This window comes from Aquimonas sp. (assembly GCF_044377145.1).
In the GTDB taxonomy this organism is placed as follows: domain Bacteria; phylum Pseudomonadota; class Gammaproteobacteria; order Xanthomonadales; family Xanthomonadaceae; genus Aquimonas.
The window spans coordinates 1-17,971 of record NZ_JBILJQ010000093.1 but is presented as its reverse complement, the minus strand read 5'-3'; the positions used below and the strand labels follow the sequence as shown (position 1 = coordinate 17,971).

Genomic DNA, 17,971 nt, shown 5'->3' with positions numbered 1-17,971 from the left:
TGATCAACAAGTCCAGAGCAGGCCGCAGCGCGGCGCTAAGCTTCGCTGCCCTTCTCCCCATGGGAGAAGGTGGCGCGCAGCGCCGGATGAGGGTCCGGCCGGAGCGCAGCGCCGCGCACCACGTCCACACGCCCCTGCTGCAAACTCCCGAACCACATCCAAAGCGAGACGCACCGCATGCGCAGACTCGGCCTGATCGGCGGCATGAGCTGGGAATCCACCGCGCTCTACTACCGCGCACTCAACGAGGGCGTGCGCAAGCGCCTGGGCGGCCTGCACTCGGCCGAGCTGCTGCTGCACAGCGTCGACTTCGCCGACATCGAAGCCCTGCAGCGATCTGGCGACTGGCAGCGCGCCGGCGAGCTGCTCGCCGATGCCGCGCACGGCCTGCAGCGGGCAGGGGCGGAAGGCCTGCTGCTATGCACCAACACCATGCACAAGGTCGCGCCCACGATCGAAGCCCGCTGCGCGATCCCCCTGCTGCACATCGCCGACCCCACCGGCGCCGCCATTCGCGCCGCCGGACTCATCCGCGTCGCCCTGCTCGGCACCCGCTTCACCATGCGCGAGGACTTCTACCGCGCGCGCCTGGCGGAACGCTTCGGGCTGCAGGTCGAAGTGCCGGACGCAGCGACCCAGGACATGATCGATCGGGTGATCTTCGACGAACTCTGCCTCGGCCGGATCGAAGAACCCTCGCGAGCGCTCTACCGCGAAGCCTGCACCCGCCTGCTAGATGCCGGCTGCGAAGGCATCATCCTCGGCTGCACCGAAATCGGCCTGCTGCTGAAACCCGAACACGTGCCGGCACCGCTGTTCGACACCATGAGCCTGCATGTGGATTCGGCGCTGGATTGGGCCCTGAGCTGAACCGGCTGCAGGCGAGACACCTGCAATCAATCCACCACGACCGCACCAACTCGGTAGGTTGGGTTGAGCGCAGCGAAACCCAACGGCGCGGACTGCACGCTGGCGTCGAGCTCGGTCATAGCGCTCGGGGCCAGCGCAATCTCGGCAAGGCTGCGAGTGAGCAAAACCGCTGCGCAGGTCCGGGCGAGGACACTCTCCACAACGTTCCGGGCAAGCCCAACCGCCGCGAAGTTGGGTTTCGCTTGCGGCTCAACCCAACCTACCGAAGCAGGCCGCCGCAAGACCATGCCCGCGATGACGGCCGGGCGATCGCAGCGCAACCGAACAAACCTCGCACCTTCGACCCACCGCCACCGCTCCAACTCGGTAGGTTGGGTTGAGCGCAGCGAAACCCAACGGCACGGACTGCACGCTGGCGTCGAGCTCGGTCATTGCGCTCGGGGCGAGCGCAATCTCGTCGAAGGCTGTGGGTGAGCAATACCGCTGCGCAGGTCCGGGCGAGGACACTCTCCACGGCGTTCCGGGCAAGCCCAACCGCCGCGACGTTGGGTTTCGCCTGCGGCTCAACCCAACCTACCGAAGCACGCTGCCGCAAGACCATGCCCACGATGACGGCCGGGCGATCGCAGCGCAACCGAACAAACCTCGCACCTTCGACCCACCGCCACCGCGCCAACTCGGTAGGTTGGGTTGAGCGCAGCGAAACCCAACGGCGCGGACTGCACGCTGGCGTCGAGCTCGGTCATAGCGCTCGGGGCGAGCGCAATCTCGGCAAGGCTGCGAGTGAGCAAAACCGCTGCGCAGGTCCGGGCGAGGACACTCTCCACAACCTCCCGGCAAGCCCAACCGCCGCGACGTTGGGTTTCGCCTGCGGCTCAACCCAACCTACCAAAGCGCGCTCCCGCACGATCGCGTCCACGCAGGCCGGCCCGCCGACTGGCTTCAGCATTTGCGCCGCCTAACGGTCGCATCGCCGCGAATCCGTGGAGCGGCAACAACTATCGCCGCATCATCGAAACCACTACGCCGCTCTCAGCGCTGCTCCAACTCCGCGAGGCTGACATCGCGCACCAGCCGGAAGCCGACATCGTCATAGCCCTGAGCGGCATCGACGGTTTCATCGCGAGGGTCGGAATCATCGGTGGCGTCGCGCCAGCTGAAGCCGAGCACCGGCTGGCGGGGGCAGCTGGCGCCGCAGGAGGTGGGCCACTCGCGGATGTGCTGCTTGCCGGTACAGGAGGCAGGCTGCTGCCGACACGTCGCAGCGGCGCTGTCGCCCGCCAACGCGGCCCGCCATTCGTCGGCCGTGGCCAAACGATAGGTTTGGCCATCGCGCTGACCCAGCCATGCGGCATAGGCGACTGCATCGGACAAGCTGACGCAGACCACCGGCTGATCATCGCGCTGCTCGAAACCGTGAGCGTTCCAGCGCCGCTTGCGCAGGTTGAAGGTGGCGCTGCGTACGCGGCAGTTGGAAGCCTCGCGGCCGCTGGCAAACAGCGCGTATTCGGCGCGCGTAACCGGCCCGGGCATCGCGGCCAAACCCGGGCGTTCACCCTGCGGCAATCGCCGCAGCAGCAGGGCCGCGGTGCCGGCAACACGCTCGCCCACCCGCGCGATGACGATGCCCTGCGACCACTGCGGCTCCAGCGCGCTGGGGGCGATGCCAAGCGGCGCGGCTTCAGACTTGATGGCGCGCACTCGGGCGAGATCCTGCGCCTTCAGCGCCACGCGCAGACGACCACGCAGCCAATCGACGGCGACCTGCTCGATCGCCCGCCAGCCCTCGCTGTCGCGCAGCTCATGCTCCTCGGCCAAGCCGCGCGCGGCCGTGTACAGGCGCAGCTCGGGGCGCTCGCCGCCGCGCTCGAACGCCGCGGCAACATGCGGCTGCAGCGCGGTCAACCACTTCCTGCCCAGCCGTGCCAACTGTGCCGGGTCAGCCTGCAGGCTGCGCGCGAGCTGCAGCGATTCAAGCGCGTTGTCGCCGGGCGGCTGGGTCAGCCGCAGGCGGGTGATCTGGCGCGCGGCGGAGCGCAGGGCGCGCTCGTCCGCCGGCAGCGCAGCCTCGGCCAGTGCGGCGGCCTCTTCCTCGGGCGAGAGTGCGGTCTCCACCGGCGCGTCCAATATCAGCGCGCTGTCGTCGATACCGATCAGCGCGCCTCTGGATTCATTGTCCAGCGCCGGAACAGTCTCCTGCGTCTGAACGCCCAAGCCCGGCGCCTGCGCCGCGGTGTCCAACCCGACCTGTGTGCTCGATGACGCGACGCCCGCATCTACGCGAGCTTGCGATGCCTCCGCACCCCCGCCCGGCGCAGCCATCGCGCCGTCGGCCGCCGCCACGGCGGTGTCGGCTGCATCCGCGCCACCACGCTCACTCGGCGCGGGTGTCGAAGTCCCACCGATATTCCAGGCCTGCATCGCCACCACGATTGCCAGCAGCAACACCACACAGGCGGCCACGGCCACGAACGCCGGGTTGATGCCACCGCGACGCGCGGCGCGCGCAGGTATCGCGGGCGCCACTTCAACTGGCCGCGGCGGAGCCGCAGTGGCGGAGCGCTCGCGCTCGATATGGTCGAGCGCCGCCATCATTTCCTGTGCATTGGCGAAGCGCGCATCGGGTGATTTCGCCAGCGCGCGGTCGATGAATTCCTGCCAGTGCGCCTTCGCCGCCGGCAGCCGCGGCACCGGATCCACCGCATGCCGCACCGCCATCGGCAGCGGGCCATCAGCCTGGAACGGCAGCTCGCCGACCAGCTGCTCATAGGCCAGCACGCCGATGCTGTAGAGATCCGCGCGGCCGTCGACTCGCTCGCCGCGGGCCTGCTCCGGCGCCATATGCGTGGCGCTGCCCAGCGCGAAGCCGCCATCGGTGACGCGGTTGCGATCACCGCGGTGCATGGCGATGCCGAAGTCGGTCAGCAGCGGCCGGTCGACGTTGTCGAACAGAACGTTTTCGGACTTGATATCCCGATGCACCACGCCGCGCTCGTGGGCGTAGTCCAGCGCCCACAGCAGGGCGCGCAGAATCGACAGCAGGCGCGGCTCTTCTTCGCGCAGGTCACGCTGGCCGAAATGGCCACGCGGCAGGTAGGGCATCACGTAGTACAGCAGGCCAAGCTCGGTGCGGCCGACGTCGTAGATGCTGACGATGGCCGGATGCTGCAGGTTGGCGATGGTGCGCGCCTCGCGCTCGAAGCGCAGCTTACTGATCTCGTCCTTCAGCGCGGTCGGCACGATCACCTTGATCGCCACCTGGCGATCCAGCGACTCCTGCAGGCCGAGGTACACATACGACATACCGCCCTGCCCCAGCCGCCGCATCACCCGATAGCCCGGAATGTCGGGCATGTAGGCAGACAGCAGCTCCGAGAGCTCGTCAGGGGACAGTTCAGGGGTCGGCGTAGGGGTGGCCATGGCAGGGCGAGCGGGGACTGACCGCGAGGATACTCCGGCCGGCGTTGCAAATGTTCACCCTGTGCCGCATTTCGGCTGCCAAGCAGGACACGTTCCTGATCCAAACCCCGCCCCAAAGCCCCAGCTCAAGCCCCTCTCCCGCCGGGAGAGGGGTTGGGGAGAGGGCGGGGTGTGCTCAAGCCCCCACCTCTGCCATCAAGCTCCGTCTACGTTATTTGAATCGTAAAGATTCCCCGCCACCGGCAAACATCTACCACAATGTTTTTACACTCCTTTCATCTATCCACGCCCGCTGTTATCGTCCAAATATCGTAAAGAAACGGCCACCACCGTCATGCCACGCGCTCCATCCGCCACCGTGAACGACCTGCTGAGCCTGCTGGGCAGCGGCGCACCGATCCCCGCCAGCCAACTGTTGCAGGCGCTGAACATAAGCCGCCCCGTGCTGGGGCGGCTGGTGGCCGAGGCCGGCGATCAGGTTCTGCGCATCGGCAAGGCGCGCGCCACCTGCTATGCCGCGCGCAGCCGCATGGAGGCCGGCAGCGCCTGGCCGCTGTGGCGCATGCGCGGCGACGCCACGTTGGAGGAACTCGGCACCCTGCTCGCTCTGCGCGGCGACCGCTTCCAGTTCGAGCCTGCCGGCGCGCGACCCAATTTGCTGCGGCCGGTCGAAGACATCCCGGGCCATTTCCCGGGCCTGCCCTGGTTCATCGATGACCTGCGCCCGCAGGGTTTTCTGGGCCGCACCCTGGCGCATCGGCAGGCCGCGCGCCTGGGCGTGCCCAAGGACCTGAACCGCTGGGGGCTGCGCGACACCGTGCTGGCGATCAGCCGCAGCGGCGGCACCGGCATCGGCGATCTGCTGCTGGGCTCGGCTGCCGTGGACTTGGCGCTGGCCGAACGCGCGGACCCCAGCGACTCCATCAACGCCAGCGAACGCGGCCGTCACTATGCCGACTGGGCGCAACAGGCCCTGGCCGGCGAGGACATCGGCTCATCGCCCGGCGGCGAACAGCCAAAATTCACTACAACTGTCTATGGCGAAAGCGAGCGCTACGCCGCGCTGGTGAAGTTCGCCGTACCCGAGGGCGGCCACGCCGCGCGCCGCTGGGCCGACCTGCTGGTGTGCGAATCGATCGCCCTGCGCTGCTTGCGCGAGGCCGGCCTGCCCGCCGCAGACGCCACGATCATCGAATCGCAGGGCTACACCTGCCTGGAGGTGCGCCGCTTCGACCGCACACCGGATCGGCTCGGCCGCCTGGGCTTCGTATCCCTGATGTCCATCGGCGCCGCCTTTGTCGGCGCCGCCCCGCGCGACTGGAGCCTGGAGGGCGAACAGCTGGCCGCACAGGGCTGGATCACCCGCGACACCGCCAACCAGATCACCCGCCTGCAGTGGTTCGGCCGCCTGATCGGCAACACCGACATGCACGCCGGCAACCTCGGCTTCCAGCTCAACGACACCGGCCCGCTGCCCCTCGCCCCCGCCTACGACATGCTGCCGATGTCACTCGCCCCATCGAACACCGGCGCGGTGCGCGTGGCTGCGCCGCTGCAGCTGTCGGCGCCGGAACGCGCCGGGCAAGTGCCGCATATCGCTTGGGCGGCGGAAGCGGCGCAGCGGTTTTGGGAAGTGGTGGCGGAGAGTGAGTCGATTGGCTCGGATGAGCTAAGGGCGTTGGCGCGGGAGAACCGGGCGGTGGTGGGGCGGTATGCGGACACATTTGCGCTAGCGGGTGCTCGTTGACTGCGCGTCCAGCACCAAGCCTGCCGCGATACAAGCCTGTAACTACGCACCGGACAACTCGGGCTCGCCGAGCGCTTTCGCTATCCGAACAGAGACGAGAAGAAATCCAATACAGCCTCAACCAAGGTCGAGATGCCTTCTGCAAACAATTCGACGATCGCCTCCAGCATTTCCAAGAAGGAAGCTCCTGCAGTCACGCACGGGGCGACCAGACCCGTCACGGATGCAGCGAGAACCACCCCCGAGATCACACCGATGCCGTAGGTGACAAAAACCACCATCACACCGATCAAGCACAGAGCACTCAAGCCACCCACCACGCGGGCGAACAGTGAAAATCGCTTCTCTCTTCTCATACCTTCCTCGCGAATGCTCTGGATACGGCGAGATCTGACCGCCTACACACCGGCAATGATCGCTGCGCGCTGACGATCGTATTCTTCCTGCGTTATCTGACCCTCTGCAAGCAGCTCGCCCAATCGAGCAAGGCGATTCGCCACATCAACACCGAGATGACTGAGCGCGGATGACCCAGACGCGCCATCCCTGTCGCGACGCGCACGCGACAGATGAATCGCCAGCCAAACGATGCCCGCAACAAAGACCGCCGGTATCAGGACAACGAAGAGAACAATGATGCCGTGCCACACGCTGAAACTTCCCACTGGATTCTCCGATTGGAATGCTGAAGAAGTACTCGCCCTGCCCCGGGTATCAGCCAGCGGCTGCGGATTGCGCGTCGCCAAGACTATCCAGAAACTCCGACATTGGCGCCACGCCCGCAACTAACAGCACATCACGCGCACGGGTGCAAGCGATATGCAGCTGATGGCGTTCGATGGAATAGACCTCGGCCAGGCCGATGTCGTCCGTGAACGGCTCGATACGATCCGATGGAGACTGCGGAACGTAGCACTGAAGCAAACCAAAAGGCACAGCCACGGACAAACCTACTATGCCCGTTGCACGGTCAATCATCGAGTTTGATGCCATAGTGGCCGGCGGGGTGAGAAGCTGGAATTTGAAACGACTAGAGTTCGAGCTAAGCGGCGGCCGACAGTGTGAAGACTGGCGCACGCGGCCGATAACAACCAGCACGGCCTCGCGGGCCAAGTGGCGCGCCGTTGGCTATCCGCTTGAGCCAGGGCGCCCTCAACCTGCAAGTGCAACAGTCTGGGCAAAAGCTTCAATCTCTTCGGCGAGGGCCTCGTTCGGCGTTTTCCAGCCTAAAGACTTGCGGGGTCTAATGCGCGAACCAAGCTGCGCATCAATCGCGAAGCGATTGGTGCGTCGGTTCGAGTGAATACTTAGACGCCATTTGCGACCTTTGGCAAGAGGAAGAAGCCGATCAGAACAGAGCCAAAGAGGAAGACGACGGTATAGAAGTTGATGTTTGCCAGAATCCCAAGCCAGTAAAGCTTGGCCTGCCTGTCTTCCGACCTTCGGACCGCCATGACAGCTAGAAGGAGCGAAACGACCAGAACAGAAAAGCAGATCGGCCCAGCGTGACGCATTAGAGACAGTGCGCTAGCGCTAAAGGCTGGAACACGCGGACCATGGGATGCCACGAAGTCTGCTGAGTAAGCGGCAAGCGCCATAGAGATATACATCGGCGAGATCAGCAGGCCGAGGCAACTTGTGATGTAGAGAAGAAAGCTGAGGGCTACCTTGAACGTTCTCATGACATCCAACACCTGATTTAAGCCGACCCGCGAAGCGGGTTCGGCTCGAGTGAATTGTTAGATGCCATCTGCGCGAGCCTCAAGAGCAGATGCTAGCTCGTCAGCAAGTTGCTGTACTGCAGCAGGAGATGATTCAACCACGGGTCGCTGAAACCCGTAAAGCAGCGAGACCCGAAGATCTCCCAACGCACGCAGCGTCTGATTGTAATAGGCCGCAGTCAATGCTCTCTCGCGCACAGGAGTTCTTTCGTCCTCGCTTAGCATCCAGTCCATGCTCTCCCAAAGGTCCGCAATATCGTGCCTGGGAAGGGTGCGATATACCTCAAATACCTGCTCCATGGCGCCGCTTTTTAAAAATCCATGGATGTTGGCCAGCTTATCCGCAACATCGACGTGCCCGGATGACAGGAGGCGAGGAATGGTCGCGATGCAAAGCGCAGAAGCGGCTTGTTCTTTGGAGGGCACGGCATGTGTCATGGCATCCAACGCCGCGTTAAGAGGCCGCTGGCCGATAGTCCGTCATTGAGCACTAAAGTCTTTCCCAGCGGTCCGCTTGAACGCATAGTTGGACGGCGTCCACCTCCACCCATCTCGCCCCTCGGATTCAACGTACGCCAGTGATTTACCTGACGCATCAACCGAGATCCAAAGATAGTGTAAACCGCTCTTCCAGGTGTCCGTTCGGGGAGCAGCGAGCCACTGGGCAACTGTCGCGAAGCCAAGCTGATCTGACTTGAGAAGGTCGCCAGCCATCGCTCGAAGATCGGAAGGAATCCCGAAAACATGCAACTCCCGGCGTTCGCCGTACCAACCCTCTTCAATCAACGATTGACTAGACGAGATTCCAATTTGATGGTTAACGAACGCCGCGCGGATAAGTGGATACAGCTCCGATTCTTTGATGGTCGACTCGAAGGCACCATCTAAAACTCCGGGGTGACGAGAGAAGAAAACAGGCAGTCTCGTTAGACCCTGGACAGACTCAAGACCCTTCGAGAGCGACGAAAGGCTGGCAGCATAAGCCCACCCAGGGCGTAGTTTGTCTTTCGATGCTGTGGAAATCGCCATTACGCTACCCAAGCCAAATAACCACCATTAGACGGAACCCGTCCGTGATAACGCTGCTGCATAAGCAGGTCGCCCCGCAACAGACCAAGTACTCAATACATTCTTAAATCAGTGACTTGCAAGCACCCTGTCCGCCCAATCCGTCCGCCTGACCCGGCCCGCTGGCTCAGCCTTCCGGCGGGGCTGGATCGTCTCACTCGACTCACCCTGCCGCAAGCCGTGATCAACCTGCGGAGTGTCGCCCACGCGCTCAGCCGCGGGCCCCGCCGCGTGCTCATCGAACCGGGCGCCGCCCGCGTATCCGCTCAGTCATTTCGCATCACTGCCACCACGTCCATCTTTGCTGCCATGACTCCACGGCCCAGAGCACCACCTACAATCCCCACCCCTCTTCCACCTCCAAGGATCCCCCATGCAGCTCAACGAAGTCCGCGCCATCGTTACCGGCGGTGCCAGTGGTCTGGGCCTGGCCGCCGCGCGGCATCTGGCTGGCAAGGGCGCGAAGCTCGCGCTGTTTGATCTCAGCGAGGAGCGCGGCCAGGCGGCGGCGGCTGAGCTGGGGGCGCATTTCTTTCGTGCGGATGTCAGCAGCGAGGCTGATATCACGACCCAGGTGGCGGCGGCGCGTGAGGCGCTGGGCGGTTTGAATGCGGCGATCAGCTGTGCGGGCATCCTCGGCGCGGGTCGGGTGTTGGGCAAGGATGGCCCGATGCCGCTGTCGCAGTTCGAGGCCACGGTGCGGGTGAACCTGGTCGGCAGTTTCAATGTGGCCAAGGCGGCGGCGGCGCTGATGCAGGGCAATGAGCCGAATGCCGAGGGGGAACGCGGGGTGATCATCAATACCGCGTCGATTGCGGCTTTCGAGGGCCAAATCGGTCAGGCGGCCTATTCGGCGAGCAAGGGCGGTGTGGTCGGGATGACGCTGCCGATGGCGCGTGAGTTCGCGCGGGTCGGCATCCGTGTGATGACGGTGGCGCCGGGCGTGTTCCACACGCCGATGGTCGATGGCATGCCGGAGCAGGTGTATGCCTCGCTGTGCGCGCAGGTGCCGTTTCCCTCGCGGCTGGGCCGGCCGGACGAGTTCGCCGACACGGTCGCCTTCATCCTGCAGAACAGCTACATGAACGGCACGGTGATCCGGGTGGACGGGGCGATCCGGCTGGCGCCGAAGTAATTCACGCCTCGCAGGTCGCGGGCTGAGGGCATTCCGGCCCCGCGTACGGTCGCTTCGATTGCTCAAGTGATTGATACAACTGGGTTTCGACCCAGAGCCAGTTGCCCCACAGTGCGCCGAGCCGCGGCCGGCGCGCTGCGCTCCTTGACAGGTTTGCGTGTGGCGATGCGTGATCGGTGGCACATTTAATGCTTTCCATCGACAATGCCGAGAGCACCTCAAGGTGCCGAACGCCACCCTATCCATCAACGACGGCGCCGCCGCGCCGCCTGGAGCCGCCTTGTCGCTGTCTTCCCGATTGCGGGCCGCCCTGCTGGCGCCGGCCTGCGCTGCATCGATGGCCGCCTTCAATGCTTCTGCCGACGATTCGGTCGCTGCAGGGCCGCAAGCTGACGCAGGGCGTCACTCGCAAAGCATTGTAAATTCAGCGGATTTCGAGGTCGAGCTGGCGGCAGCGCGGGTCGCTCGCGATGCCCAGCAGTGGCCCATGGCGCTGCAGCACTACGCCAATGCCTTGACGCTGGAACCGACCCACCGCGGTGCGCTGCGCGAGCGCGCGCTGACCCTGTCCGACCTCGGCAGCGCCGGCGAGGCCTGGCGCCAGTACCGCGCGCACGCTGCACTGTTCGATGCCAATGAGGCACTGGGTTTCGAGATGCGCTATCAAGCGCGACGGCTCAACTGGGTGCAGTTGGAGGCCGACCCTGATCGACGCAGTGCCGAGCTCAAGTCGGTGATGGACAGCCTGGAATCGCTGCTGGAGCGCGCGGAGCGTCAGGATTCTGGCGCAGCGCAGCGCATCGACAACGATCGGCTGCTGGCTCTGAACCTGCTCAGCCGGCATGACGAGGTGATCGAGCGGGTCGAGGCGCGCGCGCAGGCCGGCATCGAGCTGCCCGATTGGCTGCGGGTGACCGTAGCCGACTCGCACATGGCGCGTCGCGAGCCGGCGCTGGCGGCGGAGCTTCTGGAGGCCGTGCTTGAAGACTCGCCCGGGTCCGAGCAAGCCACCGTGTTGCTGGCCTATGCATGGCTGGAAATGGAGCGATTCGAGGACGCGCGGTCGCTGCTGGCCGACTGGCTGGTCGAGCATCCGGCGTTCGGCGAAGACGGCGCGATCCGCTGGAGCCGGCAGGGCGTGGACCTCAATTCGATTCTGATCGAGAGCTTCAGCGCACAGCTGGCGGCGGCCTACCAGCGCATCGAAAGCCTGAGCGAACTGGCGCCACTGGACGCCGGCCTGCTGGACGCACGCGCCGGCATCGAGCGTCGCCGCGGCTGGCCCGAGCGCGCGCTGACCACCAGCCAGATCGCGCAGACCGAAGCGCCACTGGCGCTGCCACCGAGGCTGACCGAAATCGAGGCATTGCTCGACTTGAACCGCGACATCGAGGCCAAGCCGCTGTTTGAGTCGGTGCTGGCCGACTACGGCCAACACCGCCAGACCCAGGGCATCCGCGCACGCTGGGAGCGCCGCCGCGGTGCGCAGTGGTCGATCGAGGCGCTACGCGCAGATTCGCGCCTGAAGGATGCCGGCGAAGTCGGACCGGGCGGGCCGGGTGGCAGTGGCGAGTTCCGCCTGAATGCGCGGGTGGAGGGGCCGCTGTTGAGGGATCGCTATCGCCTGGGTGCGCTGTACGGCCTGCACTGGGCGGATTTCCAGGGCCAGCGGGTCGAGCGCGAACGCGTCGGTGTGACCGCCAGCTCGCGGCAGAATCGCGCCGGTTATGGCGTCGAGCTGAGCCGCACGCGCGACGATTTCGTCACCGAGAACACGCTGGGACTGTGGTTCGACTGGCGCCACAGCGATCTGTGGCGCAACAGCGCGAGCGTGTGGCACCACGCGCCGTTTGCCTCACTGCAGGCGCGCGCCGCGGGCATCCGCGCCGATGGCCTGCGCCTGGGCGCCAGCCGCAGCCCGGATGAGCGCAGCCGCACCGGCTTCAGCCTGGAACACCTGCGCTACGAAGACAGCAATGTGCGGACCAGCGTGTATGTATCGCACCGGCAGCAGCTCTCGGCGCAGCCGAAGCGTGAGTGGTACACCCGCAGCGGCGCGGGCGCGGGACGCGGCAGCAGGATCGATGCGCCCTACTTCAACCCGAGCCGCGACGCCAGCCTGGATCTGGGCCTGACTGTCGACCAACTGCTGACACGCGATTACAGCGAAGCGTGGCGTCTGCGAGTCGATCTCGATATCAGCCGCACATGGCAGCAGGGCTTTGGCAGCCACTGGGTGCCGGCGATCGAGATCATGCCCCGCTGGCTGCCGATCGCGGGCCACGAGTTCTCGCTGGGGCTGCGCTACAGCTGTCCGGTCTACGACGGCAACCGCGAGGCGCGCTGGGCGCTGGTGCTGCGCATGGGAGGTGGTGAATGAGCCGCTGGATCGCACTGTGCCTGCTGCTGGGGCTAAGCGGCGTGGCGCAGGCCGAACTGCGCGTGCTGCGCTATGCCGACGTGCTTGAAACCCTGCCCGACGAACGCACCGAGGCGGTCAGCCGGCAGGACTTCGCCGCCCAGCTCGACTGGCTGGCGGGCAACGGCTGGCAGGCGGTTTCGCTGCAGCAGGTGATCGAAGCCCGCCACAACGGCGAAGCCTTGCCGGAGCAGTCCGTGTTGTTGAGCTTCGACGGTGGGCACCGCTCGCTGGCAACCGAAGTCTGGCCACTGCTGCGGGCCTACGGCTGGTCGGCCGTGGCGGCGCTGCCGACTGCTCGCATCGGGGTCGATGCGGATCGTCTCGACTGGGCCGAGGTGCGCGCCATGGCGGCGGAGGGCTCGGTCGAGTTCATCAGCTCCGGGCACGCGCTGGACGCACAGATCGCCGGTGAACCGATGGGCTTGGGGATGCCGAAAGCCAGCACCCGCGCCTTTATCGACGGCCGCTACGAGAACCCGGGCGACTACGCCGCACGCATGAACGCCGACCTGGCGCACAGCCAGCAGCTGTTCGAGCGCGAGCTCGGCGCCCCCAGCCGCGCTGTGGCCTGGCCGTTCGGTGCCTGGAGCGCCGCCGCGCAGACCATTGCCTCCGCCCAAGGCATGACCTTCGGGCTGGGCGGGCCCGCCGGCGGGCAGGTCAACGATCGGCTACCGGTGTTCTCGCGCTTTGATCTGAGCGCGGCGAGCACGCTGGCCGACCTCGCGGCCGAACTTCGTGATCGTCGACCGCCGGACCTGCGGGCGATGCAGATCGACCTCGACTATGTCTATGACGCCGATCCGGCCCAGCTGGAGCGCAATCTGGATGCACTGGTCGAACGCGTCCGCGCGGTGGCGCCGACCACGGTCTGGCTGCAGGCCTTCGCTGACCCTGACGGCAATGGCGCCGCGGATGCCGTCTATTTTCCGAACCGGCATCTGCCGATGCGCGCCGACCTGTTCGGCCGGGTGACCTGGCTGCTGCGCACCCGCGCTTACGTGCAGGTGCATGCCTGGATGCCGGTGATGGGCTGGGAGTGGCCCATCGGCGTTGATGGCCCGCGCATGTTGAAGGGCGAAGCCGGCGAGATCCCGCGGATCGACCCGACCGATCCAAATGCCGCCGGCTACATCGGCGATCTCTACCAGGACATGGCCGCGCATGCGCATATCAGCGGCCTGCTGTTCCATGACGACGCGCTGCTGCGCGCGTCAGAACTGCGCGACGCCCTGCCCGATGACGCGCAGCGCGTGCAGCTGCTGATCGAGTTCACGCGCACCCTGGAAGCACGCGCCGAATCGGTGCGGCCACGGTTGGCGAGTGCGCGCAACCTGTATGCGCGGCCGGTGCTGCAGCCCGACAGCGGGGCCGGGTTCGCGCAGACGCATGCCTCGATGCTGGCCGCCTACGATCACGTCGCGCTGATGGCGATGCCGTGGCTGGAGGGCGCGGGTGATCCTCAGGCGTGGCTGCTGCAGCTGGCCGAGGCGGTTGCGACGATCGATCCACTGTTCGAACGCACCGTCTTCGTGCTGCAGAGCCGCGACTGGAACACCGGCCGCCCGCTGGCGGAGGCCGAGCTGATCGAACTGGCGCGTCAGGTGCGTGCGCGCGGGGTTCGCCACCTGGCCTACTACCCGGACGATTTCATCGGCGCTCAGCCCAGCCTGCGGGCGGCACGAGCAATGGCCAGCGCGCGTCGCTTCCCGTACCTGCAGCCATGAGCCCTGACCGCGCATGAGCGACTGGCTCTCCAACCCGGAACTGCTGTCGCTGTTCTTCGGCTTCGCCTTCTACTACCCGGCGACCATGTCGATCGTGTGGATGACCGGCGGGCTGTACTACTTCCTGCGCCGCGAGCGATTCGACCCGCCGCGTCACTTGCCGCCGGAGATGAGCAGCTATCCCTTCGTCACCCTGCTGGTGCCCTGCCACAACGAGGGGCCGAACTGCGAGGACACGATCTCGGCGCTGGCGGCGCAGATCTATCCGAACTTCGAGATCATCGCCATCAACGACGGCTCGCGCGATGACACCGCCGAGCATTTGAACCGGCTCACCCAGCGCTTCTCCAAACTGCGGGTGATCCACCTCGATCGCAACCTCGGCAAGGCCAACGCGCTGCGCATGGGCACGCTGGCCTCGCGCGGCGAGTATCTGGTGTGCGTCGATGGCGATGCGATGCTCGACCCCTGGGCCACGCGCTGGATGGTCTGGCATCTGTCCTCGGGGCCGCGCGTTGGCGCGGTGACCGGCAACCCGCGCATCCGCAACCGCAGCACCCTGCTCGGGCGCCTGCAGGTCGGCGAGTTCAGCTCGATCATCGGCATGATCAAACGCGCCCAGCGCGTGTACGGCCGCATCTTCACCCTGTCGGGCGTGATCGCCGGTTTCCGCAAGACCGCGCTGGAGCGGATCGGCTTCTGGTCCGAGGACATGATCACCGAGGACATCGACATCAGCTGGCGCCTGCAGCTGGACCACTGGGACATCCGCTACGAGCCGAATGCGCTGTGCTGGATCCTGATGCCGGAAACCTTCAAGGGCCTGTGGAAGCAGCGCCTGCGCTGGGCCCAGGGCGGGGTCGAGGTGATGCAGCAGCACGCGCGCAATCTGCTGAGCTGGCGCAAGCGTCGCATGTGGGGCGTGCTGGCCGAATACTTCACCAGCGTGATCTGGGCCTACGTGATGCTGGGCATCCTGATCCTGTGGGCGCTGGGCCTGGTGTTCGAGATGCCGCCAGCGCTGTACGTCGACACCGTGCTGCCGCGCTGGCACGGCATGGTGCTGGCGCTGATCTGCATGGCCCAGTTCGCGATCTCGATGGTGATCGACCGCCGCTACGAACAAGGTGTGGGCCGTAACTATTTCTGGATGGTCTGGTACCCGATCGCCTACTGGCTGCTGAGCCTGTTCACCACCGTGTGGGCGGTGCCGAAAACCCTGGCGCGCGGCAAGCGCAAGCGCGCGACCTGGGTCAGCCCCGACCGCGGCGTGGGCACATGAGCCACAGCGAGATCGACGTTGTGACGGAAGCCGTCGCAAGCGCCGAAAACGCCGACGACCGTCGCGCGGCGCACGCACCCATCATTGAACAACCCGAGCGCGCCAGCGCGACGCAGCGTGTGGTCGGCCGCGTGCTGACCGCAGCGGCCTGGGCCGCCTATGTGTGGCTGATCGCGCCCCTGCTGACCTCGCTGGCCTGGGCGCTGGGCCTGCGCTACGCCTGGCTGGAACTGAGCGCACCCCTGCTGGCCGGCACCGGTACGCCCGGCCTGCTGCTGCCGATCCTCGCCGGGATCGGTGCGGGCCTGCTGCTGGGCTGGGGTGAGTTCAACCGCTGGCGCTTCACCGGAGTGGAGCGTCGCCGCGCCACGCCGCCGGTGTCCGACGCCGTGGTCGCAGCCGCCATCAACGCCCCGCTCGACCTGCCCAAGCGCATGCGCGCGAGTTTCAGCGAGAGCCCGGTAATTGTTCTGCACATGAGCGAGGATGGCCTGCCGCAGGGTTTCACCCAGACCATGGAGCCGCCGAAGCCGCTGCGACGCGGTTGAGGGCCTCAAGGGGAAAACCTCCCGCGTGCCGCTGAATGCCGGGTGCGCATTCAGCCGGTCTGTCTTGCAAGCCAAGCCAAGGGCGAACAGCCGAGCCGGGCAGCGAACACCCGCGCCAGCGCCGAAGCGGTCGCATAGCCGACCGCGTGCGCCACTTGCTTGACGGCTCGACCGCGTCGCAGCTGCGCCATCGCCAAACCCAGGCGCCATTGGGTAACGTATTCCATCGGCGTTTGTCCCAGCACCGCCGGGAAATGCACGGCAAAGCGCGCCCGCGACATGCCGGCCACCTGCGCCATCCGTTCCAGCGTCCAGGGCTCTGCCGGCGCGGCGTGCAACGCGATCAGCACCTTCGACAACCGCGGATCCGCGAGCCCCGCCAGCAGCCCACTGCGCACCTCGCCCGCGCTCAGCAGGTGCCGCAGCAGGTGCAGGATCAGCAGCTCCGCCAAACGGTCCAAGGCCACCGCACGCCCGCAGATTTCGGCGAAGGCTTCGTCGAACAGCAGGTCGAGCACGCTGGCCAGAGCAGGCGCATCGGCCAATGGCAGCACCACGTGATTGGGCAGGGCTGCGCTGAGCGGGTCACCTCCGCCGGCACCGAAAGCGATCGATGCGCAGACCAACTCGGCGGGCGCACTTTCGGGTGCCACCAGCCGATGCGGCAACGGCCGCGGAAAGAACAGCAGCGTCGGCGCATCCAATCGCTGGCTGACACCGTGGCGATCGACCAGATCGATCGCGCCGCCGCGCAGCACATGCAGATGCCCGACGCCATCGGCGTCGTCATCAAAGCGCGCGGTGCCGCACAGGCGGCCGGAGTGGAACACCCGTGCGCTCAGTGCGAAGCGATCCAGCAAGGCACTCAATCGGTCGGCCATCTGAGACTCTTGGGGTTCATATCAAGACGATCTGGCGCCAATGATATTGGACGCGGCAGCAAACTGCCTTCCGTGGACTCACCCACAACGACCCAAGGACCGCTCCCATGCCACGTATCGCCCCTCTCACCGTCGCTGCAGCCAGCCCCGTCATCGCCGCCACCCTTGATGCGATCAAGACCAAGTTCGGCAGGTTGCCGAACGTCTACGCCACCCTTGCCCATTCACCCACGGCTCTGCACGGCTTTCTGGCCTTCCGCAGCCCCGAAGCGGAGGGCCAATTCGACGCGCGCCAGCGCGAGATCGTGGCGCTTGCGGTCGGCCAGGCCAATCGCTGCGGCTACTGCGTCTCCGCGCATACGGCGGTCGGCCGCAGTGTCGGCCTGAACGACGCCCAGATCGCGGCCGCGCGCCAGGGCGGCGGTCTGAATGCCAAAGATGCCGCGCTCGCCCAGTTCGCCCACGCGGTGGTAGAGCAGCGCGGCTGGATCGACCACGCCGCGCTGCAGTCCTTTCTGCAGGCCGGGCACTCGGAGGGCGAGGCCATCGAAGTGGTTGCGCTGGTGGCGATGAACACGTTGAGCAACTACGTGAACCATCTGGCCGGAACCGAAGTCGATTTCCCCGCCGTCGACATCGACGCCCTGGAGCGGGCCGCCTGAGCCCACTCCGAGCGCGCTCACCGAATCCGACAATTCGAGTTTTGAACATTGTGTGCGGGGCCATCCTCATCGATGTCTTCGCTCATGGCTGCGGACCTCCCCAGGCGCTGCTGCCGGCGCTGGAGAGCATCGCCACCGATTTCGCAATCAAACCGCCTGTCCCAGGCTCAATGTCGATGCTGTCCAAACCGTAGCGGTCCGCCACGGCATTCGCAGCATCCCCGCCCTGCTGCCGCACCTCGATGGCGTGCCGATTGATGACCGGCAGACCCAGCGCACGCGCGCTGATCGGGTGTCGTGGCTGAGCACTACCCTGATCGAGAAATCCGAGGTCGTCCTGATGTTGAAGCCACTGCTGCACAGTAAGCGTCCGCCCACCTCACCTACCTTCCTGACCTGATTCTCCCGACCGTCTCCGGTTTCCCCAACGGAGGAGCGGTCGATGGCGTGTTCGGAGGTGCGGCGATGGCGGGCGCATGTGCGCTCGC

The 17,971-nt window shown here is 66.1% G+C and carries 17 protein-coding genes; 8 read left to right on the top strand and 9 right to left on the bottom strand.

Going from position 1 to position 17,971, the window contains the following annotated elements:
- Positions 1 to 177: 177 nt before the first annotated feature.
- Positions 178 to 870 (top strand): aspartate/glutamate racemase family protein, encoded by a 693-nt coding sequence (locus tag ACIQ7H_RS19785; RefSeq protein ID WP_395794771.1) that lies wholly within the window; start codon positions 178 to 180, stop codon positions 868 to 870.
- 1,032 nt (positions 871 to 1,902) lie between these two features.
- On the opposite strand, the gene ACIQ7H_RS19780 is transcribed toward ACIQ7H_RS19785, so the two are convergent.
- Positions 1,903 to 4,290: a protein kinase gene (locus ACIQ7H_RS19780; RefSeq protein WP_395794769.1), complete on the bottom strand. Its 2,388-nt coding sequence runs from the start codon at positions 4,288 to 4,290 to the stop codon at positions 1,903 to 1,905.
- A 358-nt stretch (positions 4,291 to 4,648) separates the two neighbouring features.
- Between ACIQ7H_RS19780 and yjjJ the strand changes: the two genes are divergently transcribed.
- Positions 4,649 to 6,037 (top strand): type II toxin-antitoxin system HipA family toxin YjjJ, encoded by a 1,389-nt coding sequence (gene yjjJ / locus ACIQ7H_RS19775; RefSeq protein ID WP_395794767.1) that lies wholly within the window; start codon positions 4,649 to 4,651, stop codon positions 6,035 to 6,037.
- Between the two features lie 80 nt (positions 6,038 to 6,117).
- Here yjjJ and ACIQ7H_RS19770 read toward each other — a convergent pair whose 3' ends face one another.
- The 6 genes from ACIQ7H_RS19770 to ACIQ7H_RS19745 form a co-directional block, all read right to left on the bottom strand.
- Complete coding sequence (locus ACIQ7H_RS19770) at positions 6,118 to 6,393, bottom strand: hypothetical protein (protein ID WP_395794765.1); 276 nt, start codon at positions 6,391 to 6,393, stop codon at positions 6,118 to 6,120.
- 42 nt (positions 6,394 to 6,435) lie between these two features.
- Complete coding sequence (locus ACIQ7H_RS19765; RefSeq protein WP_395794763.1) at positions 6,436 to 6,702, bottom strand: SHOCT domain-containing protein; 267 nt, start codon at positions 6,700 to 6,702, stop codon at positions 6,436 to 6,438.
- A gap of 49 nt (positions 6,703 to 6,751) precedes the next feature.
- Positions 6,752 to 7,150, bottom strand: coding sequence for a hypothetical protein (locus ACIQ7H_RS19760; RefSeq protein WP_395794761.1), 399 nt, complete (start codon positions 7,148 to 7,150; stop codon positions 6,752 to 6,754).
- A 194-nt stretch (positions 7,151 to 7,344) separates the two neighbouring features.
- The gene (locus ACIQ7H_RS19755; RefSeq protein ID WP_395794759.1) at positions 7,345 to 7,719 is read right to left on the bottom strand and encodes a hypothetical protein; all 375 of its coding nucleotides are present in this window, start codon (positions 7,717 to 7,719) and stop codon (positions 7,345 to 7,347) included.
- Positions 7,720 to 7,776: 57 nt separating this feature from the next.
- Entirely contained in the window at positions 7,777 to 8,184 is a 408-nt protein-coding gene (locus tag ACIQ7H_RS19750; RefSeq protein WP_395794757.1) for a hypothetical protein, read from the bottom strand.
- A gap of 54 nt (positions 8,185 to 8,238) precedes the next feature.
- Positions 8,239 to 8,787 (bottom strand): hypothetical protein, encoded by a 549-nt coding sequence (locus tag ACIQ7H_RS19745; protein WP_395794755.1) that lies wholly within the window; start codon positions 8,785 to 8,787, stop codon positions 8,239 to 8,241.
- 412 nt (positions 8,788 to 9,199) lie between these two features.
- Here ACIQ7H_RS19745 and ACIQ7H_RS19740 point away from each other — a divergent pair, with 412 nt between their 5' ends.
- The 5 genes from ACIQ7H_RS19740 to pgaD all read left to right on the top strand — a co-directional run bounded on the left by ACIQ7H_RS19740 (position 9,200) and on the right by pgaD (position 15,940).
- Complete coding sequence (locus ACIQ7H_RS19740; protein WP_395794753.1) at positions 9,200 to 9,961, top strand: SDR family NAD(P)-dependent oxidoreductase; 762 nt, start codon at positions 9,200 to 9,202, stop codon at positions 9,959 to 9,961.
- Positions 9,962 to 10,241: 280 nt separating this feature from the next.
- The gene (locus tag ACIQ7H_RS19735; RefSeq protein ID WP_395794751.1) at positions 10,242 to 12,341 is read left to right on the top strand and encodes a tetratricopeptide repeat protein; all 2,100 of its coding nucleotides are present in this window, start codon (positions 10,242 to 10,244) and stop codon (positions 12,339 to 12,341) included.
- A complete protein-coding gene (gene pgaB, locus ACIQ7H_RS19730) occupies positions 12,338 to 14,110 on the top strand; it encodes a poly-beta-1,6-N-acetyl-D-glucosamine N-deacetylase PgaB (RefSeq protein ID WP_395794749.1) in 1,773 nt (590 codons plus the stop codon). The genes ACIQ7H_RS19735 and pgaB overlap by 4 nt, the downstream gene beginning before the upstream one ends.
- A gap of 13 nt (positions 14,111 to 14,123) precedes the next feature.
- Positions 14,124 to 15,392: a poly-beta-1,6-N-acetyl-D-glucosamine synthase gene (gene pgaC, locus ACIQ7H_RS19725; protein ID WP_395794747.1), complete on the top strand. Its 1,269-nt coding sequence runs from the start codon at positions 14,124 to 14,126 to the stop codon at positions 15,390 to 15,392.
- Positions 15,389 to 15,940, top strand: a complete 552-nt coding sequence (gene pgaD / locus ACIQ7H_RS19720; protein ID WP_395794745.1) for a poly-beta-1,6-N-acetyl-D-glucosamine biosynthesis protein PgaD — start codon at positions 15,389 to 15,391, stop codon at positions 15,938 to 15,940. Before pgaC ends, pgaD begins: the two co-directional genes overlap by 4 nt.
- 50 nt (positions 15,941 to 15,990) lie before the next feature.
- Here the strand turns inward: pgaD and ACIQ7H_RS19715 are convergent, their stop codons facing one another.
- Positions 15,991 to 16,821 (bottom strand): AraC family transcriptional regulator, encoded by an 831-nt coding sequence (locus ACIQ7H_RS19715; protein ID WP_395794743.1) that lies wholly within the window; start codon positions 16,819 to 16,821, stop codon positions 15,991 to 15,993.
- A 107-nt stretch (positions 16,822 to 16,928) separates the two neighbouring features.
- Between ACIQ7H_RS19715 and ACIQ7H_RS19710 the strand changes: the two genes are divergently transcribed.
- On the top strand, positions 16,929 to 17,483 hold the full coding sequence (locus ACIQ7H_RS19710) for a carboxymuconolactone decarboxylase family protein (protein WP_395794741.1): 555 nt from the start codon (positions 16,929 to 16,931) through the stop codon (positions 17,481 to 17,483).
- An 82-nt stretch (positions 17,484 to 17,565) separates the two neighbouring features.
- Here ACIQ7H_RS19710 and ACIQ7H_RS19705 read toward each other — a convergent pair whose 3' ends face one another.
- Positions 17,566 to 17,844 carry a hypothetical protein gene (locus ACIQ7H_RS19705; protein WP_395794739.1) on the bottom strand — a complete coding sequence of 93 codons (279 nt, stop codon included), beginning with the start codon at positions 17,842 to 17,844 and terminating at the stop codon, positions 17,566 to 17,568.
- Positions 17,845 to 17,971: the final 127 nt, after the last annotated feature.

Excerpts from the sequence above, each read along its gene's own strand:
- ACIQ7H_RS19770 (WP_395794765.1), bottom strand. The coding sequence starts at position 6,393 with ATGAGAAGAGAGAAGCGATTTTCACTGTTCGCCCGCGTGGTGGGTGGC.
- ACIQ7H_RS19710 (WP_395794741.1), top strand. The coding sequence starts at position 16,929 with ATGCCACGTATCGCCCCTCTCACCGTCGCTGCAGCCAGCCCCGTCATC.
- pgaD (WP_395794745.1), top strand. The coding sequence starts at position 15,389 with ATGAGCCACAGCGAGATCGACGTTGTGACGGAAGCCGTCGCAAGCGCC.
- ACIQ7H_RS19715 (WP_395794743.1), bottom strand. The coding sequence starts at position 16,821 with ATGGCCGACCGATTGAGTGCCTTGCTGGATCGCTTCGCACTGAGCGCA.
- ACIQ7H_RS19745 (WP_395794755.1), bottom strand. The coding sequence starts at position 8,787 with ATGGCGATTTCCACAGCATCGAAAGACAAACTACGCCCTGGGTGGGCT.
- ACIQ7H_RS19755 (WP_395794759.1), bottom strand. The coding sequence starts at position 7,719 with ATGAGAACGTTCAAGGTAGCCCTCAGCTTTCTTCTCTACATCACAAGT.
- ACIQ7H_RS19785 (WP_395794771.1), top strand. The coding sequence starts at position 178 with ATGCGCAGACTCGGCCTGATCGGCGGCATGAGCTGGGAATCCACCGCG.
- pgaC (WP_395794747.1), top strand. The coding sequence starts at position 14,124 with ATGAGCGACTGGCTCTCCAACCCGGAACTGCTGTCGCTGTTCTTCGGC.
- pgaB (WP_395794749.1), top strand. The coding sequence starts at position 12,338 with ATGAGCCGCTGGATCGCACTGTGCCTGCTGCTGGGGCTAAGCGGCGTG.
- ACIQ7H_RS19780 (WP_395794769.1), bottom strand. The coding sequence starts at position 4,290 with ATGGCCACCCCTACGCCGACCCCTGAACTGTCCCCTGACGAGCTCTCG.
- ACIQ7H_RS19740 (WP_395794753.1), top strand. The coding sequence starts at position 9,200 with ATGCAGCTCAACGAAGTCCGCGCCATCGTTACCGGCGGTGCCAGTGGT.